Origin of the sequence: Parasphingopyxis sp., assembly GCF_052168295.1 — a bacterium.
Lineage (GTDB): Bacteria > Pseudomonadota > Alphaproteobacteria > Sphingomonadales > Sphingomonadaceae > Parasphingopyxis.
Map to the genome: position 1 here is coordinate 20690 of NZ_JBQLZN010000018.1, position 19764 is coordinate 40453.

Annotated in this window: 17 protein-coding genes and 1 tRNA gene; 6 read left to right on the forward strand and 12 right to left on the reverse strand. The window is 63.4% G+C overall.

The window, feature by feature from the left end; all coding sequences use genetic code 11:
* Nucleotides 1-154 precede the first annotated feature (154 nt).
* A complete protein-coding gene (locus ACTS1Z_RS02795) occupies nt 155-634 on the forward strand; it encodes an OmpA family protein (RefSeq protein ID WP_442622917.1) in 480 nt (159 codons plus the stop codon).
* A 22-nt stretch (nt 635-656) separates the two neighbouring features.
* Here the strand turns inward: ACTS1Z_RS02795 and ACTS1Z_RS02800 are convergent, their stop codons facing one another.
* Nucleotides 657-995 carry a P-II family nitrogen regulator gene (locus ACTS1Z_RS02800; protein ID WP_299323591.1) on the reverse strand — a complete coding sequence of 113 codons (339 nt, stop codon included), beginning with the start codon at nt 993-995 and terminating at the stop codon, nt 657-659.
* A gap of 281 nt (nt 996-1276) precedes the next feature.
* Here ACTS1Z_RS02800 and ACTS1Z_RS02805 point away from each other — a divergent pair, with 281 nt between their 5' ends.
* The gene (locus ACTS1Z_RS02805) at nt 1277-1543 is read left to right on the forward strand and encodes a hypothetical protein (protein WP_442622918.1); all 267 of its coding nucleotides are present in this window, start codon (nt 1277-1279) and stop codon (nt 1541-1543) included.
* A 58-nt stretch (nt 1544-1601) separates the two neighbouring features.
* A complete protein-coding gene (locus ACTS1Z_RS02810; protein ID WP_442622919.1) occupies nt 1602-1913 on the forward strand; it encodes a hypothetical protein in 312 nt (103 codons plus the stop codon).
* 38 nt (nt 1914-1951) lie between these two features.
* Here the strand turns inward: ACTS1Z_RS02810 and ACTS1Z_RS02815 are convergent, their stop codons facing one another.
* The 4 genes from ACTS1Z_RS02815 to ACTS1Z_RS02830 form a co-directional block, all read right to left on the reverse strand.
* Nucleotides 1952-4138, reverse strand: coding sequence for a PQQ-dependent dehydrogenase, methanol/ethanol family (locus ACTS1Z_RS02815; protein ID WP_442622920.1), 2187 nt, complete (start codon nt 4136-4138; stop codon nt 1952-1954).
* An 89-nt stretch (nt 4139-4227) separates the two neighbouring features.
* Nucleotides 4228-5055: a type I methionyl aminopeptidase gene (map, locus tag ACTS1Z_RS02820; protein WP_442622921.1), complete on the reverse strand. Its 828-nt coding sequence runs from the start codon at nt 5053-5055 to the stop codon at nt 4228-4230.
* A gap of 52 nt (nt 5056-5107) precedes the next feature.
* Nucleotides 5108-6262: an alkaline phosphatase D family protein gene (locus ACTS1Z_RS02825; protein ID WP_442622922.1), complete on the reverse strand. Its 1155-nt coding sequence runs from the start codon at nt 6260-6262 to the stop codon at nt 5108-5110.
* Between the two features lie 86 nt (nt 6263-6348).
* Entirely contained in the window at nt 6349-9867 is a 3519-nt protein-coding gene (locus ACTS1Z_RS02830) for a TonB-dependent receptor (RefSeq protein WP_442622923.1), read from the reverse strand.
* A 236-nt stretch (nt 9868-10103) separates the two neighbouring features.
* Here ACTS1Z_RS02830 and ACTS1Z_RS02835 point away from each other — a divergent pair, with 236 nt between their 5' ends.
* Nucleotides 10104-10862 carry a competence/damage-inducible protein A gene (locus ACTS1Z_RS02835; RefSeq protein WP_442622924.1) on the forward strand — a complete coding sequence of 253 codons (759 nt, stop codon included), beginning with the start codon at nt 10104-10106 and terminating at the stop codon, nt 10860-10862.
* A 9-nt stretch (nt 10863-10871) separates the two neighbouring features.
* Here ACTS1Z_RS02835 and ACTS1Z_RS02840 read toward each other — a convergent pair whose 3' ends face one another.
* Together ACTS1Z_RS02840 and ACTS1Z_RS02845 are read right to left on the reverse strand one after the other, a co-directional pair.
* Nucleotides 10872-12095: a TCR/Tet family MFS transporter gene (locus tag ACTS1Z_RS02840; RefSeq protein ID WP_442622925.1), complete on the reverse strand. Its 1224-nt coding sequence runs from the start codon at nt 12093-12095 to the stop codon at nt 10872-10874.
* A 59-nt stretch (nt 12096-12154) separates the two neighbouring features.
* Nucleotides 12155-13732, reverse strand: a complete 1578-nt coding sequence (locus ACTS1Z_RS02845) for an alpha/beta fold hydrolase (RefSeq protein WP_442622926.1) — start codon at nt 13730-13732, stop codon at nt 12155-12157.
* Between the two features lie 190 nt (nt 13733-13922).
* Here ACTS1Z_RS02845 and ACTS1Z_RS02850 point away from each other — a divergent pair, with 190 nt between their 5' ends.
* Nucleotides 13923-14777: a sterol desaturase family protein gene (locus ACTS1Z_RS02850; protein ID WP_442622927.1), complete on the forward strand. Its 855-nt coding sequence runs from the start codon at nt 13923-13925 to the stop codon at nt 14775-14777.
* A 34-nt stretch (nt 14778-14811) separates the two neighbouring features.
* Here ACTS1Z_RS02850 and ACTS1Z_RS02855 read toward each other — a convergent pair.
* A tRNA-Gly gene (locus ACTS1Z_RS02855) sits at nt 14812-14885 on the reverse strand.
* 110 nt (nt 14886-14995) lie between these two features.
* On the opposite strand from ACTS1Z_RS02855, the gene ACTS1Z_RS02860 reads away from it, so the two are divergent.
* On the forward strand, nt 14996-15796 hold the full coding sequence (locus ACTS1Z_RS02860) for a DUF1499 domain-containing protein (RefSeq protein WP_442622928.1): 801 nt from the start codon (nt 14996-14998) through the stop codon (nt 15794-15796).
* Nucleotides 15797-15808: 12 nt separating this feature from the next.
* Here the strand turns inward: ACTS1Z_RS02860 and ACTS1Z_RS02865 are convergent, their stop codons facing one another.
* The 4 genes from ACTS1Z_RS02865 to rpsI form a co-directional block, all read right to left on the reverse strand.
* Nucleotides 15809-17455, reverse strand: a complete 1647-nt coding sequence (locus ACTS1Z_RS02865; RefSeq protein ID WP_442622929.1) for a methyl-accepting chemotaxis protein — start codon at nt 17453-17455, stop codon at nt 15809-15811.
* A 71-nt stretch (nt 17456-17526) separates the two neighbouring features.
* Complete coding sequence (locus ACTS1Z_RS02870; protein WP_442622930.1) at nt 17527-18753, reverse strand: threonine synthase; 1227 nt, start codon at nt 18751-18753, stop codon at nt 17527-17529.
* The gene (locus tag ACTS1Z_RS02875; RefSeq protein WP_442622931.1) at nt 18746-19570 is read right to left on the reverse strand and encodes an SDR family NAD(P)-dependent oxidoreductase; all 825 of its coding nucleotides are present in this window, start codon (nt 19568-19570) and stop codon (nt 18746-18748) included. Before ACTS1Z_RS02875 ends, ACTS1Z_RS02870 begins: the two co-directional genes overlap by 8 nt.
* 81 nt (nt 19571-19651) lie before the next feature.
* The coding region (gene rpsI, locus ACTS1Z_RS02880; RefSeq protein ID WP_442622932.1) for a 30S ribosomal protein S9 at nt 19652-19764 on the reverse strand (113 nt) is incomplete at its 5' end.

Genomic DNA, 19764 nt, shown 5'->3' on the forward strand with positions numbered 1-19764 from the left:
TAAACCTGTGGTTATGCTGGAGATACTCTGGCGCATGGTACGCCGGCCTTGGCTATTGTCTTGAAGGCTAAACGGATGTTGGTAACTAAGGATCCGGGGGTCTGCGCTTTGGACGGCGCGCTCCTGTCGTTTCGTCATGAACAGGGGGCAATTGATGATTGCAAAAACCGATCCGAATATGTTTCGCTACCGGACGTCCGCGCTTGTTTCGGCCATCGCCTTGGTATTCGCCGCGCCGGCGCTCGCGCGACAGCCGACCGCAGAAAATGTGCGCGCGTGCGTGCCAGCCTGCCCGACGGGGCCGGTTATCGTCTATTTCGAGTGGGACAGTGCGGAGATTACCAGCGATGCGGCCGCCACGCTGGACGAAGTGGTCCGGCATTACACTTCCTCCTTTTGCTCGTCGCGCATCCGGCTGGAAGGTCATACTGATCGTGCGGGGGCAGCCGACTATAATCAAAGGCTGTCCGACCGGATGACTGGATCGGTGCGGTCCTATCTCGAAACCAATGGCATACCGGCAGACATGATTTCGGATTCCGCATATGGAGAAGAGCAATTGCGCGTCCCCACCGAAGATGGCGTTCGCGAATCGCAGAACCGCCGCGTCGAAATCTTTTACGACCCGCGCTGACGGTCTGTTCTCCGGCTAGCGGCTAGACAGCGTCGGAATCCTGTTCGCCCGTGCGGATGCGGATCGCGCGGTCGATGGTCGAGACGAAAATCTTGCCGTCGCCGATCCGGCCGGTCTGCGCCGCATTCTGGATCGCCTCGACGACGCGATCGGCAAGTCCGTCATCGACTACCGCCTCAAGCTTCACCTTGGGCAGGAAGTCGACGATATATTCGGCGCCGCGATAGAGTTCGGTATGGCCCTTCTGCCGGCCGAAGCCTTTTGCCTCGGTCACAGTCATACCGGTCACGCCGACATCGTGCAGCGCCTCCTTCACCTCGTCGAGCTTGAACGGTTTGATGATCGCTTCGATCTTCTTCATGCGCGCTTAGTCCCCAGGCTGCGATCCGTGATCGGTCACACAGACATAAGCGGGCAGGGGGGCGACTCGCAAGCGGGATCATCGCCATGGCCGCTTCGATCTCGCCGATCGCCGGAGTGATGGCGAAGCGCTGCCGGCGACGGATCGACCCGCCAGCGGGACCGGCCGGTGGCGATATCGCGCCCGTCCTGTTTTCCGGTCCGTCCGTCTCCAAGTCCCTATGCCGTAGCGGAAAAGCCACGATGCTTAAGGGCGCGGGGACACAGAGTAAGGACCTGAACATGCGTATATTCAATATGTTGGGCGCCGCGCTTTTCGCCGGTGCCATTCTCTCCACCCCGGCGGTCGCACAGTCGGAAGGCGAGGCACCGCCGCCCGAAGAACAGGCGATTCCGGAGCCGACCATCGACACCGATGGCGATGGCACGCCCGATGCCTGGGATCAGCGCGGCGATGGCCGGGCGGATAGCTGGGACATGGACGGCGATGGCCGGCCGGACGTTTTCGATCAGGATGGCGATGGCCAGCCTGACGATCCGCAGGAATAGCGGTCCCTCGCGCCGCCGGGCTCCATCTCCCGGCGGCGCATTTTCAAGGATATATACCATGCGATATCTGATCTGGCCGGCGAGCGCCGGCCTCCTACTGGCTGCATGCGGCTCCGCTCAGGAGACCGCCGACCCGGCGGACGAGGGCGCCCTCGATGCGCAGCCCGAACTTGTCGATCCGGTTATCGACGATCCTATGGACGATCCCGGGATGGCGCCGCCGCCCGACATGATGGACGGCGATCCGGATGCGGCGATGTCCGGCGATCCCGCGATGACCGAGGAGCCGGACATGGCCGACGATATGGACGCGCCGCCGGCCGAGACCGACGAAACCGAACCGGAGGACCCGGCCGCGCCCGATGGCTAACCCGGTTGCGCGTCGCGAACGGCTCGCCCGCGATCGGCTCAGGAGGAATCATTCTCCTCGCCACTATCTTCACGCCGCGCGCGCAGCCGGGCGATATCCTCGTTCGCCTTGTCGATCACGTAGAGGCGGATCGTTTCGGCGAGATCGGCGGTGATTACATGGCCGAAGCCCGGCATGCCGCTTTCGGCGAGCGAGCCCTCGCGCACGACATCCTGCCAGGTGCTTGCGCTGGTCAGATAGCCGGAGAAGCGCATATCGGGATTGATGCCGCCGCCGACCGCGCCTTCGCCGTGGCAGACCATGCAGTAGCGCAAATAGAGCTGCTCGCCGCGTGCGATCTGCTCGGGCGTGCCCGTCGATTCCGGCGGATCGAGCAGCTCCATTTCCATGTCCGGTGCAGCGGGCAACACGCCGGTGCCGTCCAGCCGGAGCACGATGAGGCGCGGCACGTTGGGGATCTGGCCTGCCGTGATATCCGCCGCGCCCGCCGTGATCTGGAAGGCGCCGCCGCGCCCGGTCGTGAAGGCGATATGCTGGACGCCGTCGATCAGGAAGGTGGAGGCGCCCGCGAGCACGCCCGACTGGACTTCCATCGACCATAGCTCTTCGCCGGTATCGGCGGCATAGGCCTTGAACTGGCCGGTCGCCGTGCCCTGGAAAACGAGATTGCCCGCTGTCGTCAGGATGCCGCCGTTCCAGGGTGTGTCGTAATCGACAGTCCAGCGCGCTTCCTGCGCGACCGGGTCCCAGGCGACCAGCTGCCCTCGGACCGCGGAAACCATCGCGCGACGCGCCGCTTCGTCGCGGGGTAGGGCCGTGTCTTCGATATTGGTGCCGGTGTTGAAGCCAATCGGGCTCAGCGCCGAATGATCGTCGGTCGTCGGCGGGAGGAAGACCGAGGGCACGATATTGGCCGGGATATAGGCGAGGCCGGTCATCGGGCTGAACGCCATGGGCTGCCAGTTGTGCGCGCCGATCGGGCCGGGGTTGGCGATGAACATCTCGCCAGTGCGATAGAAGCGCGCTTCCGGATTTTCGATCGGTCGCCCGGTCGCCAGATCGTACCCGGTCGCCCAATTGACGCCCTCGACAAAGGGTTCGGCGGACAGCAGCGACCCGGTCTCGCGGTCGATGACGAAGAAGAAGCCGTTTTTCGGCGCGTGCAGGATGACCGGGCGGCTTTCGCCGTCGAGCTCGAGATCGGCGAGGATGATCGACTGGGTGGCCGTATAGTCCCAGGTTTCGCCGGGCGTCTCCTGATAGTGCCAGAGATATTCGCCGGTATCGGGATTGAGCGCGACGATGGAGGAGAGGAAGAGATTGTCGCCCTGGCCGTTCGAGCGCGTCCCGTGGTTCCAGGGGCTGCCATTGCCGACGCCGATGTAAAGCTGGTTAAGCTCATGGTCGTAGACGATCGAGTCCCAGACCGTCCCGCCGCCGCCCGTTTCGCGCCATTGGCCTTCTTCCGACCAGGTGCGCGCGGCGGTCTGCAGCACTTCGTCCGATGCCGCGTTATCGGGTTCGCCGTCGGGATTGGGCACCGTGTAGAAGCGCCATTCGAGCGCGCCCGTGTTCGCGTCATAGGCCGACACGTATCCGCGCACGCCGAACTCCGCGCCGCCATTGCCGATGATCACGCGATTGTTCACGACGCGCGGCACGCCGGTGATCGTGTAGGGGCGGTCGCGGTCCGTCGTCTGCTCGGACCAGAGCTGCGCGCCCGTGATGGCGTCGAGCGCGATCAGCCGGCCGTCGAGCGTGCCGAGATAGAGTTTCCCGCGCCATATGGCGACGCCGCGATTGACCGCGTCGCAGCACGTATTCTGCAGGACGGAGCGCGGCACTTCGGGATCGAAGGTCCAGAGCGGCTCGCCGTTCCGCGCATCGAACGCGAAGACCTTGGACCAGGGGCCGGTCACATACATGACGCCATCGACGACGAGCGGGGTCGCTTCCTGTGCGCGAGCATCGGGAAGTTCCGCCGTCCAGGCTATGCCGAGATTGGATACGTTTTCTGCGTTGATCTGGTCGAGCGGACTGAAGCGTTGTTCGGCATAGCTGTAGCTCGCCGCCGCCCAGTCGCTGCCATCGCCGCCGGTCGTCAGAAACTCGCCGTCGATCTTGGCCGCGCCTTGCGCGGTATCGGCGGTGCCGCCGTCTTCGCGGTCGCCCGTCGAACAGGCGGCCAGACCCAGCGCCATAGCCAGCGCGATCCACTTACGCATAATGCACTCCCTCCGATACGCGCTTTCTTATTGGCGCAGCATCGGGCGGGTTGCAAATGTCCGTATTGTCGCCGTGCGGGGCTGCGCCCTCAATCGTAGGGCGGTTTGTCGAGACCCGCCGGGCTCTTGGTGAAAATCTCCACGCCGTCCTCGGTCACGCCGACCGAATGCTCGAACTGCGCAGAAAGCTTGCGATCGCGGGTTACCGCCGTCCAACCGTCTTCGAGCACTTTCACGCTAGGCTTGCCGATATTGATCATCGGTTCGATCGTGAAGAACATGCCGGGCCGAAGCTCGGGACCCGTACCCGGCCGGCCGGCATGGATGACTTCCGGCGCGTCGTGGAACAGCCGGCCCAGGCCATGGCCGCAAAAATCGCGGACGACGCCATAACGATGCGATTCGGCATAGCTCTGGATCGCGTGAGAAATGTCGCCGAGTCGCGCGCCGGGCTTCACCTCGGCAATACCCAGCATCATCGATTCATAGGTCACGTCGATCAGCCGCTGCGCCTTGATCGGCACCTGGCCGACCGTGAACATCCGGCTCGTATCGCCGTGCCACCCGTCGAGGATCGGCGTCACGTCGATATTGACGATGTCGCCTTTCTTGAGCGCCTTGGGGCCCGGAATGCCATGGCAGACGACATGATTGATCGACGTGCAGGAGCTCTTTGTGTAGCCGCGATAGCCGAGCGTCGCCGGGATTCCGCCGCCCGCTTTCATCCGCTCGAAGACGAAATCGTCCAGTTCTTCGGTCGTTACACCCGGCTGTACGAGGGGGCCGAGGGCATCGAGGATTTCGGCAGCGAGCCGTCCCGCGGCGCGCATGCCTTCGAAGCCGCTCTCGTCGTGCAGTTTGATCGTGCCGTCCCGCGTCACGGAATCAGCGGATGTTATCGTCTGATACTGGTTCATGGTCTGCGATATAGCGGCTCTTGCCGCTTTTCGCTACATCGCCGGCGCGAGCTTATCGGAAGCGCAGCTGTTCGGCGTGCATCGAGCTGCCGTCCGCGGCTTTCAGGTCGAGCGTGACACGCCCATTCGCCCAGTCGATTTCCACCAACCCGAAATTCTCGTCGGACATGAAACCCGACCGCCGCAACGGATCCGGTTCGCGATCCCTATTGTCGCCCGAACGGAAGGAATAATTGAGCGACGAGGATGTCAGCTCCCACACGCCTTCGCCCAGCGCTTCGGGCTCGCCATAATAGATCGCGCCGCTGTGCCGGTCGCCCGAAAGGAAGACGAGGCCGCCGCCATTGCGCGCCGCAAGCGCTTCGTACAGCCGCTCGCGCTCGCGGGGCATGTTACCCCATTTTTCCCAGTTGTGCGCATCGGTGAGGATCTGGATCGACGACACGATCAGCCGCAGTTCGGCGGGTTCGGCGAGCTCCTCCGCCAGCCATGCCCATTGCGCGGCGCCGAGCATCGTCGCGTCCGGATCGTCGGTAATCGCGTAGCTGCCGAGCGCCGGCCATTCATAGCTGTACGGCTGCGTCTCCAGCGGATCGCGGAAAAAACGCGTGTCCAGCATGATGATCTGCAGGCGTTGGCCTTCGGGGCCGGTGGTGACGCTCTCATAAATGCCGGGCCGCGCGCGGACCGTCTCGCTCGATCGCCAGAAACTCTCGAACAGCTGTTCGGAGCGTTCGCGAAAGGCGAAACTGCCACCGGAATCGTTGGGCCCGAAATCATGGTCGTCCCAGCTCGCCAGCATGGGCACCTGCGCGCGAAACGCGATGAATTCGGGGTGCGAGGCTTGCAGGCGATAGGCGTCGGCGAAGGTCTCCAGATCGGCATCGCCGCGATAGCCGTAATCGCCATAGACATTGTTGCCGATCATCAGGAACAGGTCAGGGTCATGCCCGGCGATGACGGGCCAGATCGTCTGATGCCGGTGCTGATGATTGCAGCTGCCGAATGCGATGCGCTGGATCGGCTGGCTGACGTCGAGCGTTGCCCCTGCATTGGCCTGCGGCAAGTCGCCGGGCAGCGTCGCATAATAGGGGCGCAGAGCTTCGGCTGCGCTTTGCGGCGCCGACTGGCTCGGCGGCACCGTACATCCGTTAAGCGCCAGTGCGCCCAAGCTCGCCACCATAGCAATCGCATTTCGAGACATCATTGCCCGTTTCCCGTTTCTTCCGACAAAAAGGGCCGGCAGCGCAATCGCCACCGGCCCCTTCAATTCAGCAGCTATCTGCCGTCATCCTAGAACTCGTACCGAACGCCGAGCTGGATGCGCCAGACCGACGCCGAGGTCGAGATCTGCTGCTCGTCATCCGGGTTGAAGCCCGTGATGACGTAGCGGCCCTGATCGTCAATCCCCGGTATGTCGATGAACTCGCCGGGGTTGTTGGGATCGGGAATCCGATTGCCGAGATCGACGATATCGACAACCTGACCGTCGCCGAACTGGCCCCGCGTCTTGAACGTATTCCAGCTGCTGTCCAGCAGGTTCAGGAAGTTATCGATATCTGCGAAGAATTCGATCCGGTCCTGAGTGATACCGAACCAGCTGCCCGGACCGGGAAGTTCCTGACTGATCCGAATATCCATGTCATAGGTCCAGTCTTCGCGGCAGGTATTGCGGCGGATCGTCGTACCGATCGCATCGCGCGAGCAATCCCAGCGCTGCGCATAGTTGATGAGCTCCTGCACCTCGCTAGTCAGCGATCCGCCCTCGTAAACGCCCGTCACGGGGTTGTTGATCTGCGGCGCGATATTCGGGTCGTTGACGTCCGTCGGAATGTATAACAGCGCGTTGTCGTTGCCCGACGAGCTGTCGTTAAACACACCGCCGCCATCGAAGGTCAGGCTGAACGGGCGACCGGACCGAGCGCTGAAGAACATTCCGAGCTGCGTATCATAGCCGTCGATGAATTCTTCGGTGAAGTTGACCGCGAAGGTGAACGCGTGGCGCGTTTCATAATTCGAAGTCGAATTCGCCGGGTTTTGCCGATCGAACGCAGCCGATTCATCGTAGCTGGACGTTGCCGTCGAGCTGTTGTTGTTGCGGAAGTTGTCGGAGTCGGTGAACGCATAGCCGAAATTGACGAACACGCTGCCATTCTCGGTGAACACGCCACGGTCGAACATTTTCGACATGCTGACCGAGAAAACATGGCTGTCATAGGAGCGACCGTTCGTCAGCTGGATCTCGTCGTCCCGACGAGTGCCGAAGCAGGCCGCGTTGACATTGGTATAGGTCGGCGGAGTGCCGCCCGTACCCTGCAGAACTGCCGTACAGCCAGCCTGCGTCGGATCAATTGGCCGGTAGATCGGGCGCCCGTCAACCGTAAAGCCGTTAAGGCCGCGGCTTGGGTCGATAACCTGCGACAGATCAACGAAGTTCAGCGGGTCTTGGAAGTTGCTGTAGATATAATCGAGCTGCAGCTGCCAGTTGTCGAAGAAACCCTGACCGAAGCCGATTTCCGTGCCGAAGCCTATGTTGGCGCGAATCACCGTCGGGACTTCGAAGTTGGGGTCGGTCGACTGGGTGTCAGCCAAACCGGCCGCAGCCTGATTCGAGGCTGCCTGAACTGCGCACGCCGGAATACCGGTGAAGTTGCCGTTCCCGTCCAGTACGCTGAAGCTACCGTCAGGATTGGTGAAGCCGGCGCATTCGTCATCAAACGTATCGCCTTCGCCGGTCGAGAAACCGTTGTTGGAGAAGGCGTTCGAGAAATAGACGATTGGATCGCCGCCGGAGAAGATACCGATGCCGCCCGTCAGCTGACTGTTGCGGATAAAGCCTTCGAAATTGTCGAAATCATAGGTGAAGGCGATGCGCGGCAGAAGCACCGGATCGAGCTGGCTGAAGCCGAAATCGTTGCCGAAGCCATAGCGCTCGTTGAAATTCGGATTGATCCGCGGCGCGCTGCCATCATACCATTCGAGCCGCAGGCCCGCGAGGATGCTGAGCTGATCGGTGACCTGCCAGTCGTCCTGCACGAAGACCGAGTAGATTTGCCGGTTGAACTCCGCAGCAGCTTCGTTGATGTCGCCGGTCGGGGTCGCCCGGATCGTTGCGCCGCCAAGTCCGCCGCCGGCAAGATTGTCCGCGACATCGCCGAACACGCTTGAGAAACCGCCGCTGGCGACGATGCCGTTCCGGAAATCGTCGAGATTGCGGAAGAAGATAGTGCCGGTGGCGTTGATCGCGAAGAGGTTGAATACTTCGAGATCGTTGATCTCGGCACCGAACTTGATGTCGTGATCGCCGAGCTGGAGATTCGCCGTCAGGCGCGCGAGATCGGTACGCGTCTCAAGTGCGTTGGCCGAACGGAAGATCCCCGGGCCGGTGCTCAACACGCCGTTCTGGGTCGGGCCGACCACACCAACCGATAAACGCGGAATCGGATTGGCGTCCTGTGCTTCGCCGCCGCCGACCGGTCCCTGGACGTCCGTGACGTCCGAACGCGAAAGCCGCAGCTCGGTCGAGAAGTTGTCGGCCCAGTCGGAATAGACGCGTACCGAATAATAGTCGGACACCGTGCCTTCATCCTCGAAGCTGTTGAGGCCGGTCAGTTCCTGGTCGCCCGTGTCGGATTCGACATTGGTCTCCTCGAGCCGCTGATACGTCGCTTCGACGCGGTGATCGTCATTCACATACCAGTCGAGACGGCCGAAATAGCGGACGCTCGATTCGGGCAGCGCGCGCGGATAACCGCCGACATCGATACCATAGACATTCTGGGCAATCTGCGAGAACTCGTCGAAATCCGCCTGAGTGACGAAGTTCGCCTCGTTCGGGAAGCCCGCGCCGTCGGGACCGAAATCGTTCGCATCGCCCAGATCGGTTTCTTCATAGGCGCCGAAGAAGAAGAGGCGGTCGGGAATGATCGGACCACCGAGCGTAACGCCCCAGCGTTTCTCTTCGAACGCGGCCGGCGTGAAGTCCTGACCGTCGACCGTGTCGCCGCGCAGATCTTCGTTACGGAAAGTGAAGAAGGCCGAGCCCGAAAAGCGGTTCGTACCCGACTGGGTAACAACGTTGACCGCGCAACCCGTGAAGCCCGAATATTCGACGTCGAACGGTGCGAACTCGATCGAGGTTTCGCGGATGGCGTCGAACGGCAGCGGCAGCGCGTTGCGCGCGGCGAACGGCGTGCCGTTGAGGCCGAACACGTCGGCCTGGACGATGCCGTCGACCGTGAAGGTGTTCGACCGGTCGTTACCGCCAAGACACGAAATGCGGTCGACTTCGTTGTTGCGGTCGAGGCTGACGCGCGGGTCGATACGGATGAGGTCTCGAACGTCGCGGGTGATGGACGGGAAGCTCTCAAGCACTTCCTCGTTGAACGAGCTGCTCGGGCCGAGCGCGAGCTGCGTGACGTTGGCGCGGGCCGCGGTCACGACGATGGTCGCCTCCTGCGCGCTTCGGTTCAGCGAGAATGCGAGCGAGGTGTCGCCCGACAGGTTGATCCGGACGTTCTCGACCGTCTGGCCTTCGAAGCCCGGCGCGGTCGCGGTGATCGTGTACGGGCCGCCGGTGACGAGGTTGCCGGCGCGGAACCCGCCGTCCGAACCGGTCACGAGCTGGCGGGTCGATCCGGTCCGCGTGTCCGTGACCGCGACCGATGCGTTCGGAATGGCGTTGCCGGCATCGTCGACGACTCGACCCTGTACGCCGGACGTAATTTGCTGCGCCGCAGCAGGCGTGGCGATGACGCCTGCGACCGACACTGAGGCCGCGCTCGCGGCCAGAAAAGCTTTAAAGAAGCGCATGATTATCCCCGATGGAATTAAGTGGACTGTTACCGGAAACCATCCCTATTTGGTCGCCGGCCCCTCGACCCGCCCTCTAACCACCGGGCATGTCACTATTGTTACAGAATGTAGCTTTTAAGCGCCCTTCAGGCGGCGCTCCGACAAGTTTATCTTGGCTGTGTGATTCTTGCGACACTTGTGGCAAGTGCGGTGCGGTTTTGCGCAAAACCATTCGACGGGCTAAGGCGCTGGACATGACACAAACGAAAATCTGGCGGGCCGGGCTTATCGTAATCGGCGACGAAATCCTATCGGGGCGGACTCAGGACAAGAATGTTGCTGCACTTGCGAAATGGTTGAACGTGCAGGGAATCCGCCTTTCCGAAGTGCGAATCGTGCCCGATATTCTCGAGCGGATCGTCGAGGCGGTGAACGCCGTGCGGGCGACCACCGACTATCTTTTTACCACTGGCGGCATCGGCCCCACCCATGACGATATCACCGTCGACGCGGTGGCCGCGGCGCTTGGCGTGGACGTCATCATCCATCCGCGTGCCCGGGCGATGCTCGAAGGCTATTATGCGGACAAGGGCGGCCTGACCGAAGCGCGGCTCCGCATGGCGCGCGTGCCCGATGGCGGCGAGTTGATCGAGAACCGCATGTCGGGCGCTCCGGGTATCCGCCACGGCAACGTCTTCATCATGGCCGGCATACCGCATATCGCCGAGCAGATGATGGACGCGCTCACGGGCCAACTCGAAGGCGGCGAGCCGCTGATATCCGAAACGGTCGGCTGCTGGACGGCGGAAAGCGAAGTGGCCGATGTGCTGAGCGCGGTCGAACAGGCGCACCCCGACGCTCAGATCGGCAGCTATCCGTTTTTCCGCGAGGGCCGGGTGGGCGCAAATTTCGTCGTGCGCGCGACCGATGCCGACAAGCTGGCTCTCTGCGTCGCTGCACTGAGCGAAGCGCTCACGGAGAATGGGCAAGAGGTGACGCCCGGCGGAATCTAGTCTCGGGATCTAGTCTGTCGCGGCCGGGGCGCGTCGCGTGGCTATGAGCAACAGCAGGGCGAACGCGCCTATGGCCGTCGAGATCAGGAACGGCGCGCCGGCGAATCGCACCGGTGCGTCCGAACCCGTGAAATAAGCAAGCGACGGATTGAAGATCAGCGGTGCCGCGATGGCGGCCAGGGCGGTCAGGCTGCTGTTGAAGCCCTGCAGCTCGCCTTGCATGTCGGCCGGGACGCGGCGGCTCATAAGGGCGATCAGCGATGGGCCCGCAAGCGCGTGCAAAGCGGTTGCGGCCATGATCGCATAGGTGACCCAGCCGATGGAGACGAGCGCGATCAGCAGGAATCCGGTCGTACCGCTGACGATTCCGATCATCGCCGCGCGGCGTTCGCCGAACCGCTTGACCAGCGGACCGATCGCCAGCGCCTGAACCAGCGCCATAAGCATGCCGACCCAGGCTAGCGACAGGCCGACCAGCCCCTCCGACCAGTCGAAGCGCAGCTGCGTGAAATAGGCCCAGATCGAGGGATAGATGTTCATCGCCGTCGTCCAGAGCAAGAAGATCGCGGCGATCGGCAATATGCCGCGCACGGTGCGCAGTTTCAGCAGCGCGCCGAGCGGATTGGCGCGGGCGAGCCTGAACGGCCGGCGATTCTCCGGCGCGTGCGTTTCGGGAAACGCGAAGAAACCGTAGATCAGCGTTGCGAAGGCGAGGCCCGAGGCGATGAAGAAGGGCAGGCGGGTTCCGAACTCGCCGACCATGCCGCCGATCGCGGGCCCGACGATGAAGCCGATGCCGAAGGCGGCGCCGATCAGGCCGAAGACGCGCGCGCGATCGTCTTCGCCATGAATATCCGACAGTGTCGCATAGCCGGTTGCGAAGGCGGCACCGAACATGCCCGCGATCATCCGGCCGGCAAACAGCCATGCCAGCGTCGGCGCGAAGCCCATGACGGCGTAGTCGATCCCGAAGCCCGCCATCGAGAGCAGCAGCACCGGCCGCCGCCCGAATCGGTCGCTCAGATTGCCGATCAATGGGCCGAACAGGAACTGGAAGGCCGCATAGACGAGGATCAGCCACCCGCCGATCCGCGCCGCTTCGGACAGTGTCGTCTCGCCCAGCGTTACGACAAGTTGCGGAAGCACCGGCATGATAATGCCGAACCCGATCGCATAGACGAAGATCGTGGCCAGCACGAAGCGGGTTGCGGCTTTCGCTTGGCGATCGTCCATCAAAACGCCTTAGAGAGCGCCATTCGAAGAGTCTCGGAAAATTCCCGTGCCGCGCCGGGCTATTCTTCGTCCAGAAACGCGCGGATCGCGTCGACGAAATTCTGGGCGGCCGGCTCGCCTTCGAGCAGAAGGTGATTGTCGCTCTCCAGGGTTACGAGCGTGCTGTTCGGTATCGCCGCCGCAAGATCTCGGCCTGTTTCCCACGGAATGCGGTGATCGCCGCGCGAATGCAGTACGAGGGTTTCAGCCGAAACCTGGGCCAGCCTGTCCCGCACATCGATATCGCCGAAGGCCGAAAGGAAACGCACGGCGTTTTCCGCGCATGTCGTCTGGCGCTGGAATTCGTCGAACCATTCGAGCTGCTCGGGCGTAGCGCCGGGCAGGAAGGTCGCCGAGAAGATGTGCCGATAGGCCGGATTGTCCTGGCCCCAGCCGGTTCGCGTCAGCGTCATAACCGCTTCCCGCTCGGCCAGTTCTTCTTCGCTCGCGTCGATCCGCCATCCGGCTGGATAACCGCCGAACAGGATCAGTTTCGATACCCGCTCCGGATGGCGGACCGCATATTCGATGGAGACGGCGGCGCCTTGCGAAATGCCGAGAAGGGGAAAGCGTTCGAGGCCGATCGTGTCGACGACCGTTTCGAGATCGGTCACGAACGTATCGAAGGAGATTTCGGGCACGTCCCAGTCGGACAGGCCATTGCCGCGCTCGTCATAGCGCACGAACTGATGATCGCGCGCCAGTTCGCGGAACAGCGGGCTCCAGATCGGCGCGTCCCAGTCCAGTTCCAGATGGGTGAGCCAATTGGCGGCCTTGACCAGCGGCGGCCCGTCGCCGACGCATCCATAGGCGATCGATACGTCGTCCGGCGATTTGCAGAAATGGATCGTCTGGCGGTCGAGAAGAGCACGATCCGTACTTGTCGGCGCTTCCGCTTTCAAAGCGTCGCTACCGGCCGGCTCCCACTCCATACCCGCTTCTGCAAATTTGGCGCCCAGTTCGCGGATCAGGTGTGACGCTTCCCGGTCATGGCCGAGTTTGCGATGCGCGTGGATGAGCGCATCGGCCGCATTCTTGCTGTAGGGGCTGACGCTGAGCCAGCGCTCCGCATAGTCGAGCGCCAGGTTCGGCAGCGTATCGGGATGGTCGATCAGGCGCGCGACAGCGCCGGCGCGCAGGCGCTGCATACGGTCGCGCTCGCCATGCAGCCAGATCGAAAAGGCCGATTGGTCGGGCAGGTCGACGCCGCCGAGCAGCTCGTCACCGAGCATTTGCGTGCATCGGGCGAGCTGATCGCTCGAGGCTTCAGGATCGCTGAATATCGCCTGGATCTTGTCCACGTCCGTGCGGACATTGATATTTTCGAAGCCGACGCGCTCGCGATCAGCCACGAGGCGTTCCGCTTCCGGCTCGTTTACGACGGGTCGCAACTTGCTCAGGGACCAGCGCAGCGAGGCGCGTGGATCGTCGGGCAGCTCCCAGAAAAGCTCGCACAGTCTCTCGCGCCGCTGCGGCCGGCCCGTCACGATCAGATACGCCAGTAGCGCGCGCGTCTTGCGCGATGAGGGCAGCGCAACCGGTTCGCCATTCCGGCTGACCCCGAAGTCTCCCAGCAATCTCACATCGAGTGTGGCCATCGATCCCTCTTGAGCCGCATCGGCGCGACGAAGCGACCGCCCGATACGAGCATTGGCCAGATTATGGCCGATTCCAACGGTCGTTCAAACGCTCGTCCCAACGCCGATTTGCCATTTACCCGCCATCGAAATTCCGGAGCGTGCGGCGTCTTCGCAGCGCCCGCGCTCCGCTTAACGTTGGGAGTAAACAATGTTCAATATCATCAACTATATCATAGCCGGAGCGTTCCTGGCTTTCATCGCCTTTGCCGCGTTGGCGCCCGCGCGGCGCTTCCCGCAAATTCGCTGGTGGAAGACGCGGGGGGTGATCTCCGCGATCCTATATATCGCAATCGCCAGCTATGCGCCGTTTCTCTGGGCGGACTGGCTGAACGGGCCGCTGCTGTTCGACGCGACCGGGCTGCACTTCGCCATGCAGTGCGTGCTCGGTTTCGCGGCAATCCAGTTCGTCACCTATTGGTGGCACCGGGCGATGCACGGGTCCGACACATTGTGGCGCATGTTTCACCAGATGCATCACAGCGTGGAGCGGATGGACGGCTGGGGCGCGCTGTATCACTCCCCGCTCGATGTGGTCGGATTCACGTTCGTTGGCAGTTTCGCGCTGACGATGATCGTCGGTATCTCACCACTGGCCGCCGCCGTGATCGGCGTATTCGGGATGATCGCGGTATTCTTCACCCATGCGAATATCCGGACGCCGCAATGGATCGGCTGGATCATGCAGCGCCCCGAAGGCCATGGCCGCCATCACGAGCGCGGCCGCCACGCGAACAACTATGCGGAGTTCGTGATCTGGGACCGGCTTTTCGGGACGTACGAAAATCCACGGGAGTGGAATGGAGAGGCCGGCTTTTATGACGGCGCATCGATGCGGATCCGGGACATGCTGCTGTTCCGGGACGTATCTCGTCCCGACGAAGATGGCAGTGCGGCTCGTTCCGCCTCCGATCGTCGGGAAGCGCCGGTTGCGCTTACCGGTCTGATCTGCGCCGGAGCGGCGATACTGTTCGCTTTCGGCTCCGTCGCAGCGGTGGCTGCCTGACCTGATAGGCAAGGGTTCGACGACCGATATCCGCTGGAGCGGGTGAAGGGAATCGAACCCTCGTCGTCAGCTTGGGAAGCTGCTGCTCTACCATTGAGCTACACCCGCGCGCCGGAGCGGCTCTTTCGCAAAAGCGGCAGGGCTTGTCCATGCTTCTCGTCGCCGCTTTGCCTGTCCGGCTTGCGCTGCTAGATAGCCGCGCAACAGGAGAAGACGAGATGACCGAAGCCACCGCACGTGCGCCCCACCCGATTGTCAGCTGGATCGTGCGCCTCGGCGTTATTCTCGGCATCGGCGCGCCCGTCGTCGCCGTGGCCATGGCGCTCGCGACGGGGGCTGGCATGCTCGCCTGGCAGACCAGTCTCGGTTCGCTCCGGACGCTCACCTATGCTGCTATGGCCGGTGGCGCGCTCTCGCTGATCGGCATCGTCGCGCTGCTTTTCGGCAAACATTTCCGGCGGATGCTATGGCCGGCGCTCGCCGTCCTGCTGGCCGGCGGTTTCGTCGGCTACGCCTCCTACAGTTTCGGCAAGGCGGCCACCGTTCCGCCGATCCACGATATCACGACCGACCTTTCCAACCCGCCCGCGTTCGAAACGCTGACGCTGCGCGCGGACAATCGGGAAGTCGTGCCGGATGGCGGCCGGGCGGATCTGGCCGCGCTCGACAATGCCGCGCGCTGGCGTGAGTGGCACGAGGAAGCCTATGCGGACATTCAGCCGATCGTGGTGCCAGTGTCCGTGCCAGACGCGATCGCAGCCGCCGAACAGCTGGTCGAGGAACGCGGCTGGGAACTGGCGGCGGCGGATCCGGCCACCGGTCGTCTCGAGGCGACCGACACGGTTTCGATCTATCGTTTCAAGGACGATGTCGTCCTGCGGATCACGCCCAATCCGAATGGCGAGGGCAGCATCGTCCATATGCGTTCGGTCAGCCGGGTCGGGGTCAGCGATCTCGGCGTGAACGCCGAGCGCATACGCGCGTTTCTCGCGGACCTTCAGGCAGCGACCGCGGGATAGGCTTGCGCGGCGTCAGGCCGCGCGCAGTTCGTCGAGAAAGGCGGTCGTCGCGTCGCGCAACGCGTCGGCCTGTTCGGCCAGGCTCTCCGCGGTCTTGCTGACATCGGCGCTCAACGTGCCGCTGTTGCGGGCAGCATCGGCGACCCGCTGGATGCTCTGCTGGACATCGTCCGTGTCATGAGCGGCCTGGATACTGTTGTCGCCGATATTCCGCGTCGCCTCGCGCTGTTGCATCACCGCCGAGGCGATCGAGTTCGAGATGTCGGTGATCCCGCCGATCTCGCGCGTCGCCTTGGTCATGGCGTCGGCGGCTCTCTGCACCGCTTCATCGATCTCGCGAAGCTGGCGGTCGACATTGTCGGTCGCGTCGGTGGTCTGCTGGGCGAGAGATTTCACCTCCTGCGCCACCACGCTGAACCCGCGTCCCGCTTCACCGGCGCGGGCCGCTTCGATTGTGGCGTTCAGCGCGAGCAGGTTGGTCTGACCGGCGATTTCGGAGATCGTAGCGACTATCTTGCCGATGCCCTGGGTGCGCTCGAGCAATACCTGCATCGCTGTATCGCTCTCACGCGCCGCTTCGGCGACCATCGTGTTTAGCGAGAGTCCGTTGCCGATCTGCTCGGAAATCTCGCTGACCGAGGAATCGAGTTGCTGGACCGCGCTGGCGACGAGTTGCACCGCGTTATTGGCGCCCGACGCGCGCTCGGACACTTTCGTCGCATCCGCACTCGTTTCGCCAGACAGGCGCGCGAGATCGGAGGATGACAGATCGAGCATGGCGATCGCTTCGCCGAGGCCACTCGCCACTTTGACGACCGATTGTTTGAACCGTTCGCCAAGCGCCAGCAATTCCTCGTGTTTTTCCTTCGCCATCCGCTCGCGCTCTTCGAGCAGCGATTGCGCATTGGCGACATCGCGCTTGCGCTCGGCTTCGATGCGCCGGCTTTCCGCCTCGATCAGCGCGCGGCGTTCATTTTCGGAATCGCTGAGTTTCTCCAACGCCATCTGGTTGGCGACGAGCTGGCTGGACTGATCGACCACGGTGCGCGCCAGCATCACCAGCAGGATGACGAGCAGCGGCAACATCACCCAATGGCCGATCGCGTCGCGCAGAAAGATGTTGAGGATGAGATCGAGCGCTACCGGAAACGAGAAGCTGGCGAATGCGGATGGCAGCGTGATGAACATCAACGCGCCGGTGCAGATCAGCCCGACCTGCAGGCCGAGTATGAGCAGCCGCGTTTCCTCGGTGCTGCCCGCATGGAGCGCGCTCAGCATGATGCTCCAGCCGATAGCGGCCACGAAAGCATTGCCACAGATGAACATGGCGAGCCTTTTCGGCCGGTCGATCGCCGCTTCGACCCGCGCGCGCGGAAAGCTCATCAGTCCGAATATCGAGCTGCCGGCGACGAGCGCCGCGCCGAGCACGAGGAGATTGATGCCCGGCGCATCGGCATAGAGAAAGGCGAGCAACGGTGCGAACAGCAGGGCGGCGGGCAGCAGCGCGTAATAGGAGCGCGAAGCGGAGCGGATCTGGTTCTGGAAAGCGCGGTGGCGAAGCGAGCCTTCGGTCGCGCTCAGCCGAAAGAGTTCGCGTATCAGGAAGCGCGGGTTGCCCGACCAGTATTTTCGCGTCGAAATGGCGTTTTCGTCGGCCAATGACCTGCCCCGTCTGATGAGTGCGCGAAAATTAGCGTGCCGCGGGTAAAAAAGCCGTTAACCAAGCATGTTCAGCCCAAAGCGCTCCAGTCGATGGGCTGCGCGATATCCAGCGGTTCTCCCGCATCGGGCATCGGATATTTCAGCCCGTTGCCGCAGTTGAACAGGATGGCGCGTTCGTCCTTGCCGACCGTGCCGTCTTCCAGCGCCTGGAAATAGGCGGCCGCGGTCGCCGCGCCTTCGGGGCAGATAAGCAGCCCGTCTTCGCGGCCAATGCGGGCGCGCGCGTCGAGGATCGCCTCGTCGTCGACCGCCACGGCATATCCGCCGGACTCGCGGACCGCGCGCAGGATCAGGAAATCGCCGATCGCGACGGGTACGCGGATGCCCGCGGCCACGGTATGCGCGTCCTGCCAGAGTTCGGCATGCTCCTCGCCCGCCTCATAAGCTTTGACGATCGGCGCGCAGCCGGTCGCTTGCACGGCTACCATGCGCGGGCGTTTCGCGCCGATAAAGCCGAGCGCTTCGAGTTCTTCGAACGCCTTCCACATACCGATCAGCCCCGTGCCGCCGCCGGTGGGATAAAAGATGATGTCGGGCATCTCCCAGCCCAGCTGTTCGGCCAGTTCGAGGCCCATCGTTTTCTTGCCCTCGATCCGATAGGGTTCCTTGAGCGTCGACAGGTTGAACCAGCCCATTTCCGCCTCGCCATCGGCGACGATCTTGCCGCAATCGTTGATCAGCCCGTCGACCTTCCAGACGCGCGCGCCCTGCAGCGCGGTTTCCTGCATGTTGATCGGCGGCGTGTCCGATGGGCAGAAAACGTAGCTTTCGATGCCGACGCGGCTCGCATAGGCGGCTGTCGCCGCGCCCGCATTGCCGTTTGTGGGGATGGCGACCTTCGTGACGCCAAGCTCTTTTGCCATCGCGATCGCCATGGCGAGCCCGCGCGCCTTGAACGAACCGGTCGGTAGGCGGCCCTCATCCTTCACCAGCGCATGGCCTTCCGTACTGCGGTTCAGCCGGATAAGCGGCGTCATCTCCTCGCCGAGCGACGCGATGTTCGCGGCGTCGCGGATCGGCGCCAGTTCGCGATACCGCCAGAAATTGGGCGCGCGTTCGGCGAGCGCTTCCTTGGTCAGGGCCGCGCGCACGCCATCGAGATCGTAGCGCACGAGGATCGGCGCGCCGGCCGGCGAGAGATTCTGCAGCGTGCGCGCTTCGATGCGCTCGCCGGTCTTCGAGCATTCGAGATGCGTGACGAAATTGGGCAGGTCCGCGGTCGCGCCGTCAATCATGGGAGAGGTCCGTCCATTGGGCCGCGCGCGCTGCGTGGCGCGCTTCGAATTTGTCGCGGGTATCGCCTTCGGTCTGCACGACGCACCAGCCGCCGCCCGCCTCGACCGTTTGGCGCACGGGATGGGCGAGCACGTCCGGGGCCATCGCCTTGCGCCAATATTCTCCGACGCTGTCGTCGAGCTGCCGCTCGCCGCCATAGCGTTCGGGCCGCGCCCGGCCGCTGTTCCAGATGCCGGTGTTGAGCAGGCCGGGGCACAGGATCGTCACGCCGATATCATGCTCACGCATCTCGTTGAGCAGTGCTTCGCCGACCGCCGCGGTCGCATATTTGGAGGCCGCGTAGAGCGGGAAGGGGCCATCGATCGGGACCAATGTCGCGCTCGATGCTGTCACGCCGATATGTGCGGGGCCGTCTAGCGCGATCATCTTCGGCGCGAAGGCCTGGGCCGTCCAGATCGTACCGAGCAGGTTGACGTCATAGACCCAGCGTATCGCCTTTTCCTTGCCGTCTGACAGCTTCGCCGCCGCGCCGACCCCGGCATTGATCCAGAGCATCGCCGGCACGACACCGTCCGCCGCCAGCCGATCCGCCAGCGCGACCATTGCATCGCGATCGCTGACATCGGCGGTTTCCGTGCGGACGGTCACGCCGGTATCGGCCAGTTTGGCGGCCGCTTCGGCGAGCGCATCCTCGCGGATATCCAGCAAAACGATGTTGGCTTCCGCTTCGGCGAAGGAGCGGGCCAGGGCGAAGCCAATACCATCGGCCGCGCCGGTCACGAGCGCCCAGCGCCCGGCAAGATCGGAATAGAGCATGCCGCAGTTCTACGCGGCGTGGCCCAAAAGAAAAGGCGGCCCGAAGACCGCCTTTCCAAAGTGTCGAATTGATCGGACGCCCTAGCGCTTCGAGAACTGGAAGCTCTTGCGCGCCTTGGCCCGGCCGTACTTCTTGCGCTCGACGACGCGGCTGTCGCGGGTCAGGAACCCGGCGGCCTTCATCGTGCCGCGCA

Bases quoted from the DNA above. Each gene is read 5' to 3' on its own strand.
- map (WP_442622921.1), bottom strand. From the start codon at position 5,055: ATGAACCAGTATCAGACGATAACATCCGCTGATTCCGTGACGCGGGAC.
- ACTS1Z_RS02830 (WP_442622923.1), bottom strand. From the start codon at position 9,867: ATGCGCTTCTTTAAAGCTTTTCTGGCCGCGAGCGCGGCCTCAGTGTCG.
- ACTS1Z_RS02835 (WP_442622924.1), top strand. From the start codon at position 10,104: ATGACACAAACGAAAATCTGGCGGGCCGGGCTTATCGTAATCGGCGAC.
- ACTS1Z_RS02850 (WP_442622927.1), top strand. From the start codon at position 13,923: ATGTTCAATATCATCAACTATATCATAGCCGGAGCGTTCCTGGCTTTC.
- ACTS1Z_RS02840 (WP_442622925.1), bottom strand. From the start codon at position 12,095: ATGGACGATCGCCAAGCGAAAGCCGCAACCCGCTTCGTGCTGGCCACG.
- ACTS1Z_RS02810 (WP_442622919.1), top strand. From the start codon at position 1,602: ATGCGATATCTGATCTGGCCGGCGAGCGCCGGCCTCCTACTGGCTGCA.
- ACTS1Z_RS02815 (WP_442622920.1), bottom strand. From the start codon at position 4,138: ATGCGTAAGTGGATCGCGCTGGCTATGGCGCTGGGTCTGGCCGCCTGT.
- ACTS1Z_RS02845 (WP_442622926.1), bottom strand. From the start codon at position 13,732: ATGGCCACACTCGATGTGAGATTGCTGGGAGACTTCGGGGTCAGCCGG.
- ACTS1Z_RS02800 (WP_299323591.1), bottom strand. From the start codon at position 995: ATGAAGAAGATCGAAGCGATCATCAAACCGTTCAAGCTCGACGAGGTG.
- ACTS1Z_RS02805 (WP_442622918.1), top strand. From the start codon at position 1,277: ATGCGTATATTCAATATGTTGGGCGCCGCGCTTTTCGCCGGTGCCATT.
- ACTS1Z_RS02795 (WP_442622917.1), top strand. From the start codon at position 155: ATGATTGCAAAAACCGATCCGAATATGTTTCGCTACCGGACGTCCGCG.
- ACTS1Z_RS02860 (WP_442622928.1), top strand. From the start codon at position 14,996: ATGACCGAAGCCACCGCACGTGCGCCCCACCCGATTGTCAGCTGGATC.
- ACTS1Z_RS02825 (WP_442622922.1), bottom strand. From the start codon at position 6,262: ATGATGTCTCGAAATGCGATTGCTATGGTGGCGAGCTTGGGCGCACTG.
- ACTS1Z_RS02875 (WP_442622931.1), bottom strand. From the start codon at position 19,570: ATGCTCTATTCCGATCTTGCCGGGCGCTGGGCGCTCGTGACCGGCGCG.
- ACTS1Z_RS02870 (WP_442622930.1), bottom strand. From the start codon at position 18,753: ATGATTGACGGCGCGACCGCGGACCTGCCCAATTTCGTCACGCATCTC.